The sequence below is a fragment of the Delftia sp. WY8 genome, assembly GCF_018437695.1.
Taxonomy (GTDB): Bacteria; Pseudomonadota; Gammaproteobacteria; order Burkholderiales; family Burkholderiaceae_C; genus Comamonas; species Comamonas tsuruhatensis.
Genome location: NZ_CP049795.1, coordinates 6,273,415 through 6,289,291, shown reverse-complemented (window position 1 = coordinate 6,289,291; position 15,877 = coordinate 6,273,415). Strand labels below are relative to the sequence as shown.

Annotated in this window: 15 protein-coding genes; 10 read left to right on the top strand and 5 right to left on the bottom strand. The window is 65.3% G+C overall.

Features of this window, described 5'->3' with window-relative positions:
- Positions 1-69: 69 nt before the first annotated feature.
- The 3 genes from G4D77_RS28720 to G4D77_RS28710 all read left to right on the top strand — a co-directional run bounded on the left by G4D77_RS28720 (position 70) and on the right by G4D77_RS28710 (position 3,408).
- Positions 70-1,086: a LacI family DNA-binding transcriptional regulator gene (locus tag G4D77_RS28720; protein ID WP_016446309.1), complete on the top strand. Its 1,017-nt coding sequence runs from the start codon at positions 70-72 to the stop codon at positions 1,084-1,086.
- Positions 1,087-1,294: 208 nt separating this feature from the next.
- Entirely contained in the window at positions 1,295-2,278 is a 984-nt protein-coding gene (locus G4D77_RS28715; protein ID WP_034366714.1) for a DUF1852 domain-containing protein, read from the top strand.
- Between the two features lie 104 nt (positions 2,279-2,382).
- Complete coding sequence (locus tag G4D77_RS28710; RefSeq protein ID WP_016446311.1) at positions 2,383-3,408, top strand: methionine synthase; 1,026 nt, start codon at positions 2,383-2,385, stop codon at positions 3,406-3,408.
- A gap of 168 nt (positions 3,409-3,576) precedes the next feature.
- Here the strand turns inward: G4D77_RS28710 and G4D77_RS28705 are convergent, their stop codons facing one another.
- Positions 3,577-4,014 carry an acyl-CoA thioesterase gene (locus tag G4D77_RS28705; RefSeq protein ID WP_016446312.1) on the bottom strand — a complete coding sequence of 146 codons (438 nt, stop codon included), beginning with the start codon at positions 4,012-4,014 and terminating at the stop codon, positions 3,577-3,579.
- A gap of 217 nt (positions 4,015-4,231) precedes the next feature.
- Between G4D77_RS28705 and G4D77_RS28700 the strand changes: the two genes are divergently transcribed.
- The 5 genes from G4D77_RS28700 to G4D77_RS28680 all read left to right on the top strand — a co-directional run bounded on the left by G4D77_RS28700 (position 4,232) and on the right by G4D77_RS28680 (position 10,316).
- Positions 4,232-5,932 carry an electron transfer flavoprotein-ubiquinone oxidoreductase gene (locus tag G4D77_RS28700; RefSeq protein WP_034394846.1) on the top strand — a complete coding sequence of 567 codons (1,701 nt, stop codon included), beginning with the start codon at positions 4,232-4,234 and terminating at the stop codon, positions 5,930-5,932.
- Positions 5,933-6,336: 404 nt separating this feature from the next.
- Positions 6,337-7,308 (top strand): ABC transporter substrate-binding protein, encoded by a 972-nt coding sequence (locus G4D77_RS28695; RefSeq protein ID WP_016446314.1) that lies wholly within the window; start codon positions 6,337-6,339, stop codon positions 7,306-7,308.
- Positions 7,309-7,432: 124 nt separating this feature from the next.
- The gene (locus tag G4D77_RS28690; protein ID WP_016446315.1) at positions 7,433-8,317 is read left to right on the top strand and encodes an ABC transporter permease; all 885 of its coding nucleotides are present in this window, start codon (positions 7,433-7,435) and stop codon (positions 8,315-8,317) included.
- Positions 8,318-8,486: 169 nt separating this feature from the next.
- The gene (locus tag G4D77_RS28685; RefSeq protein ID WP_016446316.1) at positions 8,487-9,281 is read left to right on the top strand and encodes an ABC transporter ATP-binding protein; all 795 of its coding nucleotides are present in this window, start codon (positions 8,487-8,489) and stop codon (positions 9,279-9,281) included.
- A gap of 102 nt (positions 9,282-9,383) precedes the next feature.
- Positions 9,384-10,316 (top strand): ankyrin repeat domain-containing protein, encoded by a 933-nt coding sequence (locus tag G4D77_RS28680; RefSeq protein WP_154834106.1) that lies wholly within the window; start codon positions 9,384-9,386, stop codon positions 10,314-10,316.
- A gap of 38 nt (positions 10,317-10,354) precedes the next feature.
- Here G4D77_RS28680 and G4D77_RS28675 read toward each other — a convergent pair whose 3' ends face one another.
- The 4 genes from G4D77_RS28675 to G4D77_RS30940 form a co-directional block, all read right to left on the bottom strand.
- Positions 10,355-10,741 (bottom strand): cupin domain-containing protein, encoded by a 387-nt coding sequence (locus tag G4D77_RS28675; protein ID WP_154834104.1) that lies wholly within the window; start codon positions 10,739-10,741, stop codon positions 10,355-10,357.
- Positions 10,742-10,817: 76 nt separating this feature from the next.
- Positions 10,818-11,630, bottom strand: coding sequence for an AraC family transcriptional regulator (locus G4D77_RS28670; protein WP_154834102.1), 813 nt, complete (start codon positions 11,628-11,630; stop codon positions 10,818-10,820).
- 60 nt (positions 11,631-11,690) lie between these two features.
- Entirely contained in the window at positions 11,691-12,989 is a 1,299-nt protein-coding gene (locus tag G4D77_RS28665; protein ID WP_250134245.1) for an MFS transporter, read from the bottom strand.
- Positions 12,990-12,992: 3 nt separating this feature from the next.
- Positions 12,993-13,154, bottom strand: coding sequence for a hypothetical protein (locus G4D77_RS30940; RefSeq protein WP_250134244.1), 162 nt, complete (start codon positions 13,152-13,154; stop codon positions 12,993-12,995).
- 91 nt (positions 13,155-13,245) lie between these two features.
- On the opposite strand from G4D77_RS30940, the gene G4D77_RS28660 reads away from it, so the two are divergent.
- Positions 13,246-14,136, top strand: a complete 891-nt coding sequence (locus G4D77_RS28660) for a LysR family transcriptional regulator (RefSeq protein ID WP_016446320.1) — start codon at positions 13,246-13,248, stop codon at positions 14,134-14,136.
- 257 nt (positions 14,137-14,393) lie between these two features.
- A complete protein-coding gene (locus tag G4D77_RS28655; RefSeq protein WP_047216913.1) occupies positions 14,394-15,875 on the top strand; it encodes an amino acid permease in 1,482 nt (493 codons plus the stop codon).
- Positions 15,876-15,877 lie beyond the last annotated feature (2 nt).

Below are 15,877 nucleotides of genomic sequence, written 5' to 3'. Positions count from 1 at the left end.
AATTGATTATTGGAACGTTCCAAAAGAAGATCAAGCACAATCGCGCCGACCCAGGGAAAACACCGAACCATGATGAACAAGCCCCCTTCCGTGCGCGCCGTGACCATCCTTGACGTGGCGGCTGCGGCCCAGGTCTCCAAATCAACGGTGTCGCTGGTGCTCAAGGGCAGCCCCCTGATTCCGGCCGAGACATCGGAGCGCGTGCGTGCAGCGGCAGCGCAGCTCGGCTACGTCTACAACCGCCGCGCCGGAGAGCTGCGGCGCCAGTCGTCCAACATGGTCGGTGTCGTGATCAACGACCTGATGAACCCCTTCTTTGCCGAGGTGCTGGCGGGGCTGGAGCGCAGGCTGGCCGATGCCGGCTTCATCACGCTCATGGCCCACACCAGCGAAAGCCTGGAGCGCCAGCAAAAAGTGCTGACCACCATGCGCGAGCACAACGCGGCCGGCATTGCGCTGTGCCCGGCGCTGGACACGCCGGCCTCGCTGGCGCAGGACCTGCAGTCATGGGGCATTCCCCTGGTGGTCATGATCCGCACGCTGGGCGAGGGAAGCTACGACTTCGCGGGCGCCGACAACGCCCATGGCGTGATGGCGGCCACGCGCCACCTGCTGGCGGCCGGGCATCGCCGCATCGGTTTTCTGGGAGGGCTGGACGGCCTGATGCTGGAGCAGCGCCTGAGCGGCTGCAGGGCCGCCTTTGCCGATGCGGGCCTGGCTTTCGATGAAGATCTGGTTTTCTCCGCCAGCCCCACGCGCACGGGAGGGCATGACGCCATGCGCAGCCTGCTGGCCGCGCAGCCAGCCATCAAGGCGGCCATCTGCTACAACGATCTGGTGGCCTTTGGCGCACTGTCTGCCCTGGACGAAAACGGACTGCGCGCAGGCAAAGACTTCGCGCTCATGGGCTTCGACAACGTGTTCGATGCCGCGCATTCCCATCCCCCCCTGAGCACGGTGGACGTGCGCCCCGCCGAGCTTGGCGAACAGGCTGCCACCTTGCTGCTGGCACGCATGGCCCATCCGGGCCAGCCCCGCCAGCAGTTGTTGGCCAGGCCCAAGCTGGTGCTGCGCCAGTCAGCCTGAAGACCGCGGCGCGGTCGGAACTGGCCCGGATACCGACTGGCTCCACCGCGCTGAGCGGGATGCGCTCCAGCCTGCCGGCTTTTGATGAACCAAGCTCATGGTTTCATGAAATAAGACCACTTTACTTCATCGATTGCCGTCCATAACATCCGCACCTATTGCTTGCCCGCAGTTTTCGGCAAGGGCATGAATCAGGTCGCAGATCACAATGAACCAAGAACTCAGCTTCCATCTCAAGCGCATTCGTTTCGATGAAGACTATCAACCATCGGACAGCACGCGAATTACCACCAACTTTGCCAATCTGGCCCGTGGCGATTGCCGGCAGCAGAACCTGCGCAACACGCTGAGGATGATTGACAACCGCTTCAACGACCTGGCCCACTGGGACAATCCCACGGGAGATCGCTACTCGGTGGAGCTCGAGATCATCTCGGTCGAAATGGGAATTGGCGCCAGAAACGGCCTTGGTGCGTTTCCGTTGATCGAGATATTGAAGACCAGCATCCTCGACAAGAAGAACCACAAGCGCATAGACGGCATCGCAGGGAACAATTTCTCCTCCTACGTGCGCGACTACGATTTCAGCGTTGTGCTTGCGCAGTACAACGCCAACCGCTCCGAATTCGGCACCCCCGATGATTTTGGCGACTTGCATGGAAAGCTGTTCAGGCAATTTTCCAGTTCAGGCACCTACAGGCAGCACTTCGACAAGCCGCCCGTCATCTGTATCAGCGTGTCCACCAGCAAGACCTACCAGCGCACCGGAAACCGGCACCCCATACTGGGCATCGAGTATCGGCAGAGCGAGTTCTCCTCGACCGACCGGTATTTCGAGAAGATGGGAATGCAGGTTCGCTTCTTCATGCCTCCAAATGGCGTTGCGCCACTGGCCTTCTACTTTCACGGCGACCTGCTGAACGACTATACGAATATCGAGCTGATCGGCACGATCAGCACCATGGAGACCTTCCAGAAGATTTATCGCCCCGAAATCTACAACGCGAATTCTGCAGCCGGGATGCTCTATCAACCCAGCCTGAAGAATCACGATTACTCGTCGACGCAGATTGTCTATGACCGGGAAGAGCGCAGCCAGTTGGCTGTCAAGCAGGGCAAGTTTGCAGAGCAGCACTTCATCAAGCCGTACAAGAATGTGCTTGAGCAATGGGCTGCCGATTTCGCCCTGTAGCCACCCGCCGCCATGCCTGCCATGGCACCCAATCCGTGGCGGGCCGGGAAAACCGTCCCGGAGCACGCCCGCCATACCCCTGTTTGATTTGAAGGAATTCCCAGATGTTCGAAACCTCGATCGCCGGCAGCCTGCCCAAGCCCGCCTGGCTGGCTGAAACCAACAAGCTCTGGCCCCAGTGGAAGGCCGAAGGCGATGCGCTTCGCCAGGCCAAGGCCGATGCAACCCTGCTGTGGATCAAGGCCCAGGAAGACGCAGGCCTGGACATCGTGTGCGACGGCGAGCAGTCGCGCCAGCACTTCGTGCACGGCTTCCTGGAGCAGGTCGAGGGCATCGACTTCGAGAACAAGGTGAAGATGGGCATACGCGACAACCGCTACGACGCGATGGTGCCGCAGGTGGTGTCGGCCCTGCGCCTGAAGGGACGCGTGCATGCCTTCGAGGCGCAACTGGCACGCGCGCACACCAGGAAGAAGCTGAAGTTCACGCTGCCCGGCCCCATGACCATCGTCGACACCGTGGCGGACCGCTTCTATGGCGACAGGGTGAAGATGGCCTTCGCCTTCGCCGAGCTGCTCAACCAGGAGGCCCTGGCGCTGCAGGCCGACGGCGTGGACATCATCCAGTTCGACGAGCCCGCCTTCAACGTCTACATGAAGGACGCCGCCGACTGGGGCGTGCAGGCGCTGGAACGTGCGGCGCAGGGCCTGACCTGCACGACGGCCGTGCATATCTGCTACGGCTACGGGATCAAGGCCAATACGGACTGGAAAAGCACCCTGGGCGATGAATGGCGCCAGTACGAGACGGTGTTCCCCGCGCTGGCCAAGAGCCGCATCGACCAGGTGAGCCTGGAGTGCATCCACTCCCACGTGCCGCCCGACCTGATGAGGCTGCTGGCCGGCAAGGACGTGATGGTCGGCGTGATCGACGTGGCCAGCGACGTGGTCGAGACCCCCGAAGAGGTGGCCGACACCATCGGCCGGGCGCTGGAGTTCGTGCCGAAGGAGCGGCTGTTCCCCTGCACGAACTGCGGCCTCGCACCCATGGGCCGCGACGTGGCGTGGCGCAAGCTGCAAGCGCTGGCAGCAGGCACGCGGCTGGCAAAGGAGCGGTTGGCCGCTGCGTAAGTCGCGCCCGGCCGCCACGCCGGGCTACCCAGGGCTGCGATGGATCTGCAATGCGGCAGAACAAAAACCCCAGCGCACCCTGCATCAAAGGGCTTGTTCGTCCGGACCGGGCCAGCCCCGCCAGCCATTGCTGGCTACACGTCGGCTGGTACAGCGGGCGAGCCTGAGTCAACCTGGGCCAGCCGTGCCGCCCACCATCTCCCGCACCCAGCCCGGCAGCTCGACGGCCTTCTGCCTGGGAAAGTCCACCCAGATGACGGTGCCGCCACCGGCCGCGCAGATCACGCCGGGTTCGGAGACGCGTTCCATGGTTCCCCAGGTCTCGAAGGTGGTGCGGCCGGGGTCGCTGACGTACATCTTGAGCAGTACTTCGTCGGGATAGGCCAGTTGCTGGTGGAAGTTGCAAAAAGCATTGACGATGACCGGCCCCTGCCCGCCCGGCGTAGGCGCCATGCCCGCTTCAACCATCCAGTCGATGCGTGCAGTCTCCAGATAGCGGAAGTACATGGCGTTGTTGACATGGCCCATGGCGTCCATGTCGCCCCAGCGCACTTTGAATCGCATCTCGTGAACCCATTTTTTATATTCTGGAATCTCTATGCGCATGCCTGCAGTCTCCTTGTTGTAGCGCCACCGCAAGGCACCATGCCCCGCAGCCCCCGGTCACTGTGCAGCAGGGCGGATTCCCGCGCTGTCACCTATCAGCAACGGCAGGGTCCAAGCACGTCATAGAATCCACCGCATTGCGGCTTTTGCGCTGCAACCGAACAAACGTTCGGTCTGCCGACCATCCTGTTTTTCAATATCCAAGCGAGACACCCCGATGACGAACGAAGAAATCCTGGCCCAGTACGGGCCGCGCGAAGCCATGGAATACGACGTGGTGGTGGTCGGCGGCGGCCCCGGCGGGCTGGCCACGGCCATCCGCCTCAAGCAGCTGGCGGCCGAAAAAGGCCAGGATGTCTCCGTCGTCGTGCTGGAAAAGGGGTCGGAACCCGGTGCCCACATCCTGTCGGGCGCCATCATGGACCCGCGTGCGCTGACCGAGCTGATCCCTGACTGGAAGGAAAAGGGCGCGCCCCTGACCCAGCCCGTCACCGATGACGCCATGGTCTTCCTGGGCGAGAAATCCGCCCTGCGCACGCCCAACTTCCTGCTGCCGGCCTGTTTCCAGAACCATGGCAACTACATCGTTCGCCTGGGCTACGTGGTCAAGTGGCTGGGCGAGCAGGCCGAGGCACTGGGCGTTGAAATCTTCCCGGGCTTTGCTGCCGCCGAGGTGCTCTACAACGAGGACGGTTCGGTCAAGGGCGTGGCCACCGGCAACATGGGCATCGGCAAGGACGGCGAGCCCACGGGCGAGTTCCAGCTGGGCATGGAGCTGCACGCCAAGTACACGATCTTTGCCGAAGGCTCACGCGGCCATCTGGGCAAGCAGATCATCGCCAAGTACCAGCTGGACGCCGGCAAGGACCCGCAAAGCTACGGCCTGGGCATCAAGGAGCTGTGGGAAATCGACCCGGCACGCCACAAGCCCGGCTTCGTGATGCACACGGCCGGCTGGCCCATGGACAGCAAGACCTACGGCGGCGCCTTCCTCTACCACCTGGACGACAACAAGGTCACGCTGGGCTTCATCACGGGCCTGGACTATGCCAACCCCTACCTGAGCCCCTTCGAGGAATTCCAGCGCTGGAAGACCCATCCCAACATCCGCTACTACCTGGAAGGCGACGAGTCCAAGGGCATCAAGCCGGCCAAGCGCCTGGGCTACGGCGCGCGCGCCATCACGGCCGGCGGCCTGCTGTCCCTGCCCAAGTTCGTGTTCCCGGGCGGCGCGCTCGTGGGCTGCGACGCAGGTTTCCTGAACGTCAGCCGCATCAAGGGCAGCCATGCCGCCATCAAGACCGGCATGCTGGCCGCCGAGGCCGCCTATGACGCCATCGTCGCGGGCCGCCAGGGCGACGAGCTGGGCGCCTATGTAGAGGCCTTCGAGAACAGCTGGCTGTACGAAGAGCTGAACAAGTCGCGCAACTTCAAGGCCTGGTTCAAGAAGGGCCTGACCACGGCCACGCTGATGAACGGCATCGAGCAGTTCGTGCTCAAGGGCAACATCCCCTGGACGCTGCACCGCGACAAGCCCGACCACGCCTACCTGAAGCCGGCGGCCGAGTGCAAGCCCATCGACTACCCCAAGCCCGATGGCAAGCTGACCTTCGACCGCCTGTCCAGCGTCTTCATCAGCAACACCAACCACGCCGAAGACCAGCCCGCCCACCTGACGCTCAAGGACGCCTCGGTGCCCGTGGCCATCAACCTGGCCAAGTACGCAGGCCCCGAGCAGCGCTACTGCCCAGCCGGCGTCTACGAGTTCGTGGACGACACGGCCCAGGGCGGCAAGCGCCTGCAGATCAACGCCCAGAACTGCGTGCACTGCAAGACCTGCGACATCAAGGACCCCACGCAGAACATCGTCTGGGTCACGCCCGAAGGCGGCGGAGGGCCGAACTACGCGGGCATGTGATCCGCGCGCCACACCGGCCCTTCTCTGAAGCCTGCCCAAGCCTGCTTGTGCAGGCTTTTTCTTTGAGCCTCGTCAAAGCAACATCGGTGCAGAAAGCATAGAAGGCCATCCGAAATGCCATCGCACGCAATAAAAATGCACGGCAAAGCCAAAAACAGGCCCTTGAAGACGCAAACCTGCATCGCCAAACCTGTCCAAGACGCATGAAAAAGTTGCACCTAGGGCATTCCCCGCAGATTTCATGCCAATTTTTAGATACAAACCTATAGGTGAAAACCGGGTCGTCCAAACGCCAAGGCGTACAGGGCGGCTGCAGTAGACTTTGCCGCGAAGCGCCGCGACCGTCCTGTGCGGCCTTCTGCTGAGCAAACAGGAACAACCACAAGCACGTTGGAGATACACGTATGAAGCACTTGTCTTGGGCGCCCCTGGGCGCGCTGGCCCTGGCAATTTCCGCCATTGCGGGCGGCGCCCACGCCGCTGACGAGAAGTCGGTCGCAGTGACCGCCATCGTCGAGCATCCTGCACTCGACGCCGTGCGCGACGGCGTGCAGGCCGCGCTCAAGGAAGCAGGCTACGAAGCCGGCAAGAACCTCAAGTGGCAGTACCAGAGTGCCCAGGGCAACACCGGCACGGCCGCGCAGATCGCTCGAAAGTTCGTGGGCGACAAGCCTGATGCCATCGTCGCCATCGCCACGCCCTCGGCCCAGGCCGTGGTCGCCGCCACCAAGACCGTGCCCGTGGTGTTCTCCGCCGTGACCGACCCCGTGGCCGCCAAGCTGGTGCCCAGCTGGGAGCCTTCCAAGAACAACGTGACCGGCGTGTCCGACCTGCTGGCCCTGGACAAGCAGATGGAGCTGGTCAAGCAGGTCGTGCCCAACGCCAAGCGCGTGGGCATGGTCTACAACCCCGGCGAGGCCAACTCCGCCGTGGTCGTCAAGGAACTCAAGACCCTGCTGCCCAAGCTGGGCATGACCCTGGTGGAAGCCGCCGCTCCCCGCTCCGTGGACGTCAGCAGCGCTGCGCGCAGCCTGGTCGGCAAGGTCGATGTGATCTATACCAACACCGACAACAACGTGGTCTCGGCCTACGAGTCGCTGGTCAAGGTCGGCCAGGACGCCAAGATCCCGCTGGTGGCCTCGGACACCGACTCCGTCAAGCGCGGCGCCGTGGCTGCCCTGGGCATCAACTACCGCGATCTGGGCGAGCAGACCGGCCGCATGGTGGTGCGCATCCTCAAGGGCGAGAAGCCCGGCGACCTCAAGACCGAAGTCAGCACCAAGATGGAGCTGTTCGTGAATCCGGGCGCCGCCGAGAAGCAGGGCGTCAAGCTGTCCGACGCACTGGTCAAGTCGGCCGCCCAGGTGATCAAGTAATACCCGGGGTTTGCCTGCCCGGGACCAACCCGGGCAGTGCACCCACGGTGGCAGGCGCCATGGCAACATGGCCCTGCCCTTTTTTTAAGTCGTTTTCCGTTCCCACGCGCCTGTCGCTCTTCCTATGTCCCTCTTTTCATTGCTCGGTGCCGTCGAGATCGGCCTGATCTTCAGCCTGGTGGCGCTGGGCGTCTTCATCTCGTTCAGACTGCTGCGCTTTCCCGACCTCACGGTGGACGGCAGCTTTCCGCTGGGCGGCGCCGTCTGCGCCATCCTGATTTCCACGGGCACCAATCCCTGGCTGGCCACGCTGGCCGGCACGGCCGCTGGCGCCGTCGCGGGCCTGATCACGGGCTGGCTCAATGTGCGCCTGAAGATCATGGACCTGCTGGCCTCCATCCTGATGATGATCGGGCTGTACTCAGTCAACCTGCGCATCATGGGCGGCCCCAACGTGCCGCTGATCAACGAGACCACGCTGTTCACCCTGCTGCAGCCCGACAGCGTGGCCGACTATGTGATGCGCCCGCTGATCCTGTTCGTCATCGTCGTGCTGGCCAAGCTGGGCCTGGACTGGTTCTTCGCCACCGAGCGGGGCCTGGCCATCCGCGCCACGGGCTCCAACGCCCGCATGGCACGCTCGCAGGGCGTGAACACCGGCGCCATGATCCTGCTGGGCATGGCGATCTCCAACGGCCTGGTCGGCCTGGCCGGCGCGCTGTTCGTGCAGACCCAGGGCGGCTCGGACATTTCCATGGGCATCGGCACCATCGTCATCGGCCTGGCTGCCGTGATCGTGGGCGAGTCCATCCTGCCTTCGCGCCGCATCGTCTGGGCCACGCTGGCCGTGGTGGTGGGCGCCATCGTGTACCGCTTCTTCATTGCAGCGGCCCTCAACAGCGATTTCATCGGCCTCAAGGCCCAGGATCTGAACCTTGTCACCGCGCTGCTGGTGACCGTCGCCCTGGTGATCCCCCAACTGAAGCGCAAATTTGCGCAAAGGAAATGACACCCCCTGAGCGGCTATGCCGCTTCCCCCTCTCTACTCGCTGCGCGAGGGAGGGGAACGACGCCATCGCTGCGGGGCGGCCCTTGCTCGGCGTCCCTGAGTTTGGACCGCGTCAGTTCAAGCACCACGCCTTGAGCGACTGAACGAAGAAATACCGGAGATTGCACTCATGCTGAGCGCACAACAACTCGAAATCACCTTCAACCCCGGCACGCCCATCGAAACGCGGGCGCTGCGCGGCATGTCGCTGGACATTCCCGACGGCCAGTTCGTCACCGTCATCGGCTCCAACGGCGCCGGCAAGTCCACCTTCCTGAACGCCGTCTCGGGCGACCTGTCCGTGGACAAGGGCCGCATCGAGATCGCCGGCCAGGACATGACGCGCCTGCCCGTGTGGGCACGTTCCGAACGCGTGGCCCGCGTCTTCCAGGACCCCATGGCGGGCACCTGCGAGGACCTGACCATCGAGGAAAACATGGCCCTGGCCCAGCGCCGCGGCACCTTCCGCCGCCTGAGCCGCGCCGTCAAGGCCGAGATGCGCGACAACTTCCGCGAACGCCTGTCCATCCTGGGCCTGGGCCTGGAAAACCGCCTGACCGACCGCATCGGCCTGCTCTCTGGCGGTCAGCGCCAGGCCGTGAGCCTGCTGATGGCGGCGCTGCAGCCTTCGCGCATCCTGCTGCTGGACGAGCACACCGCTGCGCTCGACCCGCGCACGGCCGACTTCGTGCTGCAGCTGACGGCGCGCATCGTCTCCGAGGCCAAGCTCACCACCATGATGGTCACCCACAGCATGCGCCAGGCGCTGGACGTGGGCGAGCGCACGGTGATGCTGCACCAGGGCCAGGTCGTGCTCGACGTCAGCGGCGAGGAACGCGCCCGCATGGACGTGCCCGACCTGCTGCAAATGTTCGAGAAGGTGCGCGGCGAAAAGCTGGCAGACGACGCGCTGCTGCTGGGCTGAGCTGAACTGGGCTGAAACAGCCCGCATAAGATAAAAGGGCGCTGCGGCGCCCTTTTTCACGGCCCCTGCCCTGGCCTTTTGACTTCAGAAAGCCGATCCCCCATGTCCCATCTCCTTTTCAAGGCCGCAAGTGCCGGTGATGTCGCGGCAATCGATGCCCAGCTGGCCCGCGGCGCAGACATAGATTGGCGCCACAAGGGAACCGGCAGGACGGCACTGATCGAGGCCAGCATCCAGCGGCAGCCGCAGGCCGTGACCGCCCTGCTGCGCCACGGAGCATCGCTCAACCTGCAATGCAAGGCGCTTGGAAGCACGGCATTGGCCTGGGCGGCGAGCCTGGGCGATGCGGCCATCGCTGCAATGCTTCTCTCGCACAATGCCGACATCGAAATCGCCTCGCCCGAGCTGGGCCGCACGGCACTGATGAGCGCCGCGCAGGCCGGCCATACGGAACTGGTGGCCTTGCTTCTGGAGGCAGGTGCCGATCCCGCACCGCTGGATTTCCGCCAGGAGAACGCCTGGGCGCTGGCCCAGGCCAAGGGACATACGCAGGTCATGGCACTGCTGGAGAGGTCTGGCAGCGCCAGGCCGCCGCCGCCTGTAGCACCGCAGGCTCAGGATTGGCCAGAGACACCACCGGGCACCGAAACGCAGACGCCTGAACGAGTGGTTCGCGCCTACATCCTGGCCATGGAAGCCTGGGAACGCAAAGGCGCCGCCAGGCACGCAGCATCCGCATCCGCGCCTGAGTTCTGGGCAGAGCAACTGGACATCGTGGCCAAGTACTGCACCTCCAAGCCGCGCGCCTACGCCCACAGCTCTTTTGGCACACCCACCCACCACTCCGCGCAAGACCTGCTGCTGTCGGTGACCCAGCAATCCGCATCGAGAATGGAACTCATCGTTCTTCGCGCCAACGAGTCCATGGCATACGAACACCGTTTCTCCGTACATCGCAAGGCGGGACAGTGGCGCATCGACAGCCTGGCGCGCCGCCTGCACGGAACGCAGAAGTGGGAGCGCGACATTCTCTAGCTGGCCGGCCATCCCGGCGACAGCCAACCGCCAGCCCGCTAAACCCACACATCGTTCAACGCCGTCCTCTCGCCGCCTTCCTCCCCGGTGTTCAGCACGCCGCGCGGCTCGATCAGCATGAGGCAGGCTTCCCGCTCGGCGCTGGGCTTGTGCTCCGTGCCTTTGGGGACCACGTAGAGCTCGCCCTGGCGCAGCAGCACATGGCCATCACGGAAGTCGATGCGCAGCTCGCCGTCCAGCACCAGGAAGGCTTCATCCGTTTCGGCATGCGAGTGCCAGATGAACTCGCCCTGCACGCGCACGATCTTGAACTGGTAGTCGTTCATCTCGGCGACGACGCGGGGGCTCCACTGGCCGGTGAAGCGGCTGAATTTGTCGGGGAAGTTGATGGCCTTGTAGGGGCGGTTTTCAACGGGGAACGTCATGGGCAGACCTTATGAAAGCGTGTGAAGCCTCCATGCTAGGAAGCGCCTTCCCTGCGGTCTTGCACGATCGTGCAGCTCAGGCCGCGCCCAGGCGCCTGAGCCAGCGTGCGGGCGGCACGCCATAGGCCATGGCGAACTGGCGTGCCATGTGGCTCTGGTCGAAGAACCCGGCCTGCAGGGCAGCCTCGGCCACGGGCTGCCCCGCCAGCAGCAGGCGCCGCACGGTGTCCAGCCGGCGCATGCTCAGGTAGCGGTAGGGGCTGGTGCCGTAGAGCGCGCGGAAATCCCGGCACAGCCGCCAGCGGTCCAGGTCGCTGGCCTGGGACAGCGCCTCCAGGGTTACGCCCTGCTCCAGCGAATCATGGATGCAGGCGCGGGCACGCTCCACGGCCACCAGGTCCGGCAGACGCCTGAGCTTGCGCCGACCGGCCACGGCCTCCAGGGCCAGCGCCAGGTCGTAGAGGGCATCGTCGCGTGCCAGCGGCTCAAGGTCCTCGTCCAGGCATTGCAGCAAGGGCAGCAGCGCAGCCTTGAGCCGGGGATCAGCCGAAAGTCCTCCCTCGACGAAAGGCAAGGGCCTGCCGCCCAGCACCTGCTGGATCAGGGCCGGCTCCACATAGACCATGCGGTAGCGAAAGCCCGCGTCGGTGCCCGCGTGGCCGTCATGCAATTCGTCAGGGTGCAGCACCATGGCACCGCCCGGCAGGCTGTGCCGCTGGCTGCGGCGGTAGGCAAAGCTTTGCACGCCGGACAGCGTCAGGCCCAGCGCGTAGGTGTCGTGCCTGTGGGGCGCATAGCCGTGCCCGCCGAAGTAGGCCTCGATACGCTCCAGGCCTGCGCCCAGCTGCGAATGCCGGACCCAGTCGCTGGAGATGCTCGTTTCTGCCATGTGGGTTGGTGGTGAGGGGTGTGCAAAGCAGCCGCAGATGGTAACTGCGGGCCAGTGACCTCAAGGCGAGCAGGCAGGCTGCTCCGCGCCCGGCACGGACTGGATTGCCGGTGCGCGGCGCATGGCCGCCGACACCACCCACCCCAGCAGCGCGATCAGCGCGGCACCCCATTCGGCCTGCTGCAGCCCCCGGGCCGTGGCCTCGCGCAGCGCATCGGGCGCCGTGATACCGGCCAGCGGCGCCGTGGCCACCATCACCAGCAGGGCCAGCCCCATTGCTGCGCCCACCTGCTGGGCCGTGGCCGCAATGCCCGAGGCCACGCCCTGCTGCGCAGCCGCCACGCCCTGGCCGGCGACCACCCACATGGCGGTCCAGCTGGCGCCCTGGCCCAGGCTGAGCACCACGAAGCCCGGCACCAGCCAGACATAGCTGCCGCCCAGCGGCAGTGCCCAGGCCATGTACGCCAGGCCGAGGGTGCCTGCGGCCCAGCCGCCCATGAGCACGGTGCGCGGCGTGGAGCGGTGCAGCCAGTGTTCGGCCCAGCGGATGCCCAGCGTGCAGACCGCCGTGGGCAGCAGGAAGGCCAGGCCGGCCTGCAGCGGGCTCCAGCCGTAGATCTGCTGGAAATACAGCGCCAGAAAGTAGTACTGCACGCCAAAGCTGCTCATGAAGATCATGGTCAGCAGCATGGCCGAGCGCAGGCTGGGCACGCGCAGCAGGGACAGCGGCATCAGCGGCGAGGCGATGCGCGCCTCGATGCGCCAGAACAGCGCCAACGCCGCGATCGCCACGGCCAGCGTCCCCAGAGTGGCGGCGCTGGCAAAGCCCCATTCAGGGCCTTGCACCAGGGCCGTCACCAGCAGGCTGCTGCCCACGGTCACGCTCAGGCAGCCGGCCAGATCAAAGCCCTGGCCCGGTGCGGCGCGCCCGGTACGGGCCGAGGGCGGCAGAAAGCGCAGCGCCGCCATGGCACACGGCCAGGCCACGGGCACCAGCACCCACAGCACCCAGTTCCAGCCCAGCGTCTGCGTGAGCACGCCGCCCAGCAGCGCGCCGGCCGCCAGCCCACCGGCCGACGCCATGCTCCACACGGCCAGGGCGCGGTTGCGCTCGGGCCCGGCCGCATACAAGGTGTTGATCAGCGACAGCGTGGCCGGAAACAGCAGCGCCCCGGCCACGCCCTGCCCTGCGCGGCCCAGCACCAGTTGCCAGGGCTGGGAGGCGAAGCCGCCGACCAGCGAGGCCAGGCCGAACAGCGCCATCCCCGCCACATACATGCGCCGCTTGCCCAGCAGGTCCGCGCAGCGCCCGCCCAGCAGCAGGCAGCCGCCAAAGGCCACGCTGTAGGCACTGACCACCCATTACAGGTGGTGCGCATCCATCTGCAGCTGCTGGCCCATGGCGTCGAGCGCGACGAAGACGATGGTGGCATCCAGCGCAATCAGCAACTGGGACAGGGACAGCAGCGCCAGCGCGGCGCGCGGGTGGCGCAGGGCGCCAGCGGGGGAGTCGTTCACAAGCATGGGAGCGATCCTAATTAATGCATTTCTGAAGATAAACATCAGATATTCATTTTTCTTATGCAAAATCGAATCAATCAAACTTGCCATCGCCATGGACCTCAACGCCGTTCAATTGCTCATCAAGGTGGCCGAAAGCCGCAGCTTCACCCAGGCGGCAAGCCTGCTGGGCACCAGCCAGTCCCGCATATCGCGCGCCGTGGCGCAGCTGGAGAAAGACCTGGGCACGCGGCTGCTGCACCGCAATACGCGCAGCGTGTCGCTCACGCCAGACGGCTGCGCGCTGGTGGACCGCTGCGCCCCGCTGATCGCCGGGCTGGAAGAGGCGCGCCAGTTGGTCAGCGACCGGCGCTGCGCCCCCAGCGGCGTGCTGCGCATGACGGCGCCGTCCATGCTGGGCCGCATCGTGCTGGTGCCGCTGCTGGGGCAGTTGCTGCGCGAGCATCCGCAATTGCAGATCGACACCAGCTTCACCGACCGCATGGTGGACATGGTGGAAGAAGGCTTTGACGCGGCCGTGCGCATCGGCCCGCTGGCAGACAGCCGCATGATCGCCCGCGCCCTGCCGCCGCTGCGCTGGGTGACCGTGGCCTCGCCCGCCTACCTGGCGGCGCGCGGCACGCCGCAGACGCTGCAGGAGCTGGCGCAGCACAGCTGCATGGCCGTCTACAACCACTACCTGGGCCGGCGCGTGCCCTGGCAGTTCCTGGCGGGCAATGGCGAGATGCTCGACTGGCCTGCGCCGCAGACCGTGACCTTCGACAGCGGCGATCCGCTGGTGGAAGGCTCGCTGGGCGGCCTGGGCGTGGCCCAGGTCATGGAGTTCGCGGTGCGCGAGCACCTGCAGGCGGGCAGGCTGGTGCGGCTGCTGCCCCAGCACGAAGGCCGCGCCCGCGAGCTGTCCCTGGTCTACCCGCGCACGCGCCAGGCTTCGCCGCGCATCAAGGCACTGGCACAACTGCTGCTGGCGCAGACACAGTGGTGAGGCGGCAGCGGCCAGCCGAGTTGGCGTGGCGCCGCACACACAGTGGGTGCTGATTCAGATCGGCTTATGCGGGTGAAGGGAGATTAAACTGCTGCCTTTCCACGATGGCTGCGTTCTCGGACAATCACGCCTTTTCGTGGTGCATGCACCTTGATGGGGCCGCGACAGCGCGGCTCTTTTGTTTTTACCTGTTTTGCATTCCTGCCCCCGCGCCGGCCAGCGGCCACGCGGGATCTGATCCAACCATCGACACATCCATGGCAGCAGACAACTCCAAGAACGCCGCTCCCACCGCACTCAGGCGCGAACTCAAGGCGCGGCATCTGTCCATGATCGCCATCGGCGGCTCCATCGGCACCGGCCTCTTCGTTGCCTCGGGCGCCACCATATCGCAGGCCGGCCCCGGCGGCGCCCTGCTGGCCTACATGATCGTGGGCCTGATGGTCTACTTCCTCATGACCAGCCTCGGCGAAATGGCCGCGAACCTGCCCGTCTCGGGCTCGTTCGCCACCTACGGCGCGCGCTACGTGGACGAAGGCTTCGGCTTCGCGCTGGGCTGGAACTACTGGTACAACTGGGCCGTCACCATTGCCGTGGATCTGGTGGCCGCCCAGCTGGTCATGGCCTACTGGTTCCCCGACGGCAACGGCATGCTGTGGAGCGCCCTGTTCCTGGCCATCATGTTCGGCCTCAACGCCATCTCGGTCAAAGGCTTCGGCGAGGCCGAGTACTGGTTCGCCGCCATCAAGGTGACCACCGTCATCCTCTTCATCGGCGTGGGCGTGCTCATGATCCTGGGCATCGTGCGGGGCGGCGCGCCTGAAGGCATCTGGGGCAACTTTGCCCTGTGGAGCCAGGGCGATGCGCCCTTTGCAGGCGGTTTCTCGGCGCTGATCGGCGTGGCCATGATCGTGGGCTTTTCCTTCCAGGGCACGGAGCTGATCGGCATTGCCGCTGGCGAATCCGAGAACCCCGCCAAGAACGTGCCCCGCGCCGTGCGCCAGGTGTTCTGGCGCATTTTGCTGTTCTACGTCCTGGCCATCCTGGTCATCAGCCTGCTGATCCCCTACACCGATCCGCAACTGCTCAAGAACGACCTGGGCGACATCAGCGTGAGCCCCTTCACCCTGGTCTTCGAGCGCGCGGGCCTGCTGTCGGCCGCCGCCGTGATGAACGCCGTGGTGCTGACCTCGGTGCTGTCGGCCGGCAACTCCGGCATGTACGCCTCCACGCGCATGCTCTACACGCTGGCCTGCCAGCGCATGGCGCCGCGCATGTTCTCGTACGTCAACAAGCGCGGCGTGCCCACGATGGCCCTGCTGGCCACCACGGTCGTGGCTGCTCTGTGCTTTCTGACCAACATCTTCAGCCCCCAGCTGGTCTACATCTGGCTGCTGAATCTGTCGGGCATGACGGGCTTCATCGCCTGGCTGGGCATCGCCATCAGCCACTACCGCTTCCGCAAGGGCTACGAGGCCCAGGGCCTGGACCTGAACCGGCTGCCCTACCGTGCATCGTGGTTCCCGTTCGGCCCCATCTTCGCCTTCGTGCTGTGCATGGTGATCACGCTGGGCCAGAACTACGAGGCCTTCATGGCCGACCGCATCGACTGGACCGGCGTGGTCGCCACCTATATCGGCCTGCCGCTGTTCCTGCTGATCTGGGGCGGCTACCGCCTGGTCAAGGGCACGCACATCGTGAAGTACAAGGACATGCAGCTGGGCTCCAACGTCGATTGACG

What these genes read in the sequence shown, in the direction of transcription:
- G4D77_RS28720 (WP_016446309.1), top strand. Translation starts at nt 70, where the DNA reads ATGATGAACAAGCCCCCTTCCGTGCGCGCCGTGACCATCCTTGACGTG.
- G4D77_RS28715 (WP_034366714.1), top strand. Translation starts at nt 1,295, where the DNA reads ATGAACCAAGAACTCAGCTTCCATCTCAAGCGCATTCGTTTCGATGAA.
- G4D77_RS28710 (WP_016446311.1), top strand. Translation starts at nt 2,383, where the DNA reads ATGTTCGAAACCTCGATCGCCGGCAGCCTGCCCAAGCCCGCCTGGCTG.
- G4D77_RS28705 (WP_016446312.1), bottom strand. Translation starts at nt 4,014, where the DNA reads ATGCGCATAGAGATTCCAGAATATAAAAAATGGGTTCACGAGATGCGA.
- G4D77_RS28700 (WP_034394846.1), top strand. Translation starts at nt 4,232, where the DNA reads ATGACGAACGAAGAAATCCTGGCCCAGTACGGGCCGCGCGAAGCCATG.
- G4D77_RS28695 (WP_016446314.1), top strand. Translation starts at nt 6,337, where the DNA reads ATGAAGCACTTGTCTTGGGCGCCCCTGGGCGCGCTGGCCCTGGCAATT.
- G4D77_RS28690 (WP_016446315.1), top strand. Translation starts at nt 7,433, where the DNA reads ATGTCCCTCTTTTCATTGCTCGGTGCCGTCGAGATCGGCCTGATCTTC.
- G4D77_RS28685 (WP_016446316.1), top strand. Translation starts at nt 8,487, where the DNA reads ATGCTGAGCGCACAACAACTCGAAATCACCTTCAACCCCGGCACGCCC.
- G4D77_RS28680 (WP_154834106.1), top strand. Translation starts at nt 9,384, where the DNA reads ATGTCCCATCTCCTTTTCAAGGCCGCAAGTGCCGGTGATGTCGCGGCA.
- G4D77_RS28675 (WP_154834104.1), bottom strand. Translation starts at nt 10,741, where the DNA reads ATGACGTTCCCCGTTGAAAACCGCCCCTACAAGGCCATCAACTTCCCC.
- G4D77_RS28670 (WP_154834102.1), bottom strand. Translation starts at nt 11,630, where the DNA reads ATGGCAGAAACGAGCATCTCCAGCGACTGGGTCCGGCATTCGCAGCTG.
- G4D77_RS30940 (WP_250134244.1), bottom strand. Translation starts at nt 13,154, where the DNA reads ATGCTTGTGAACGACTCCCCCGCTGGCGCCCTGCGCCACCCGCGCGCC.
- G4D77_RS28660 (WP_016446320.1), top strand. Translation starts at nt 13,246, where the DNA reads ATGGACCTCAACGCCGTTCAATTGCTCATCAAGGTGGCCGAAAGCCGC.
- G4D77_RS28655 (WP_047216913.1), top strand. Translation starts at nt 14,394, where the DNA reads ATGGCAGCAGACAACTCCAAGAACGCCGCTCCCACCGCACTCAGGCGC.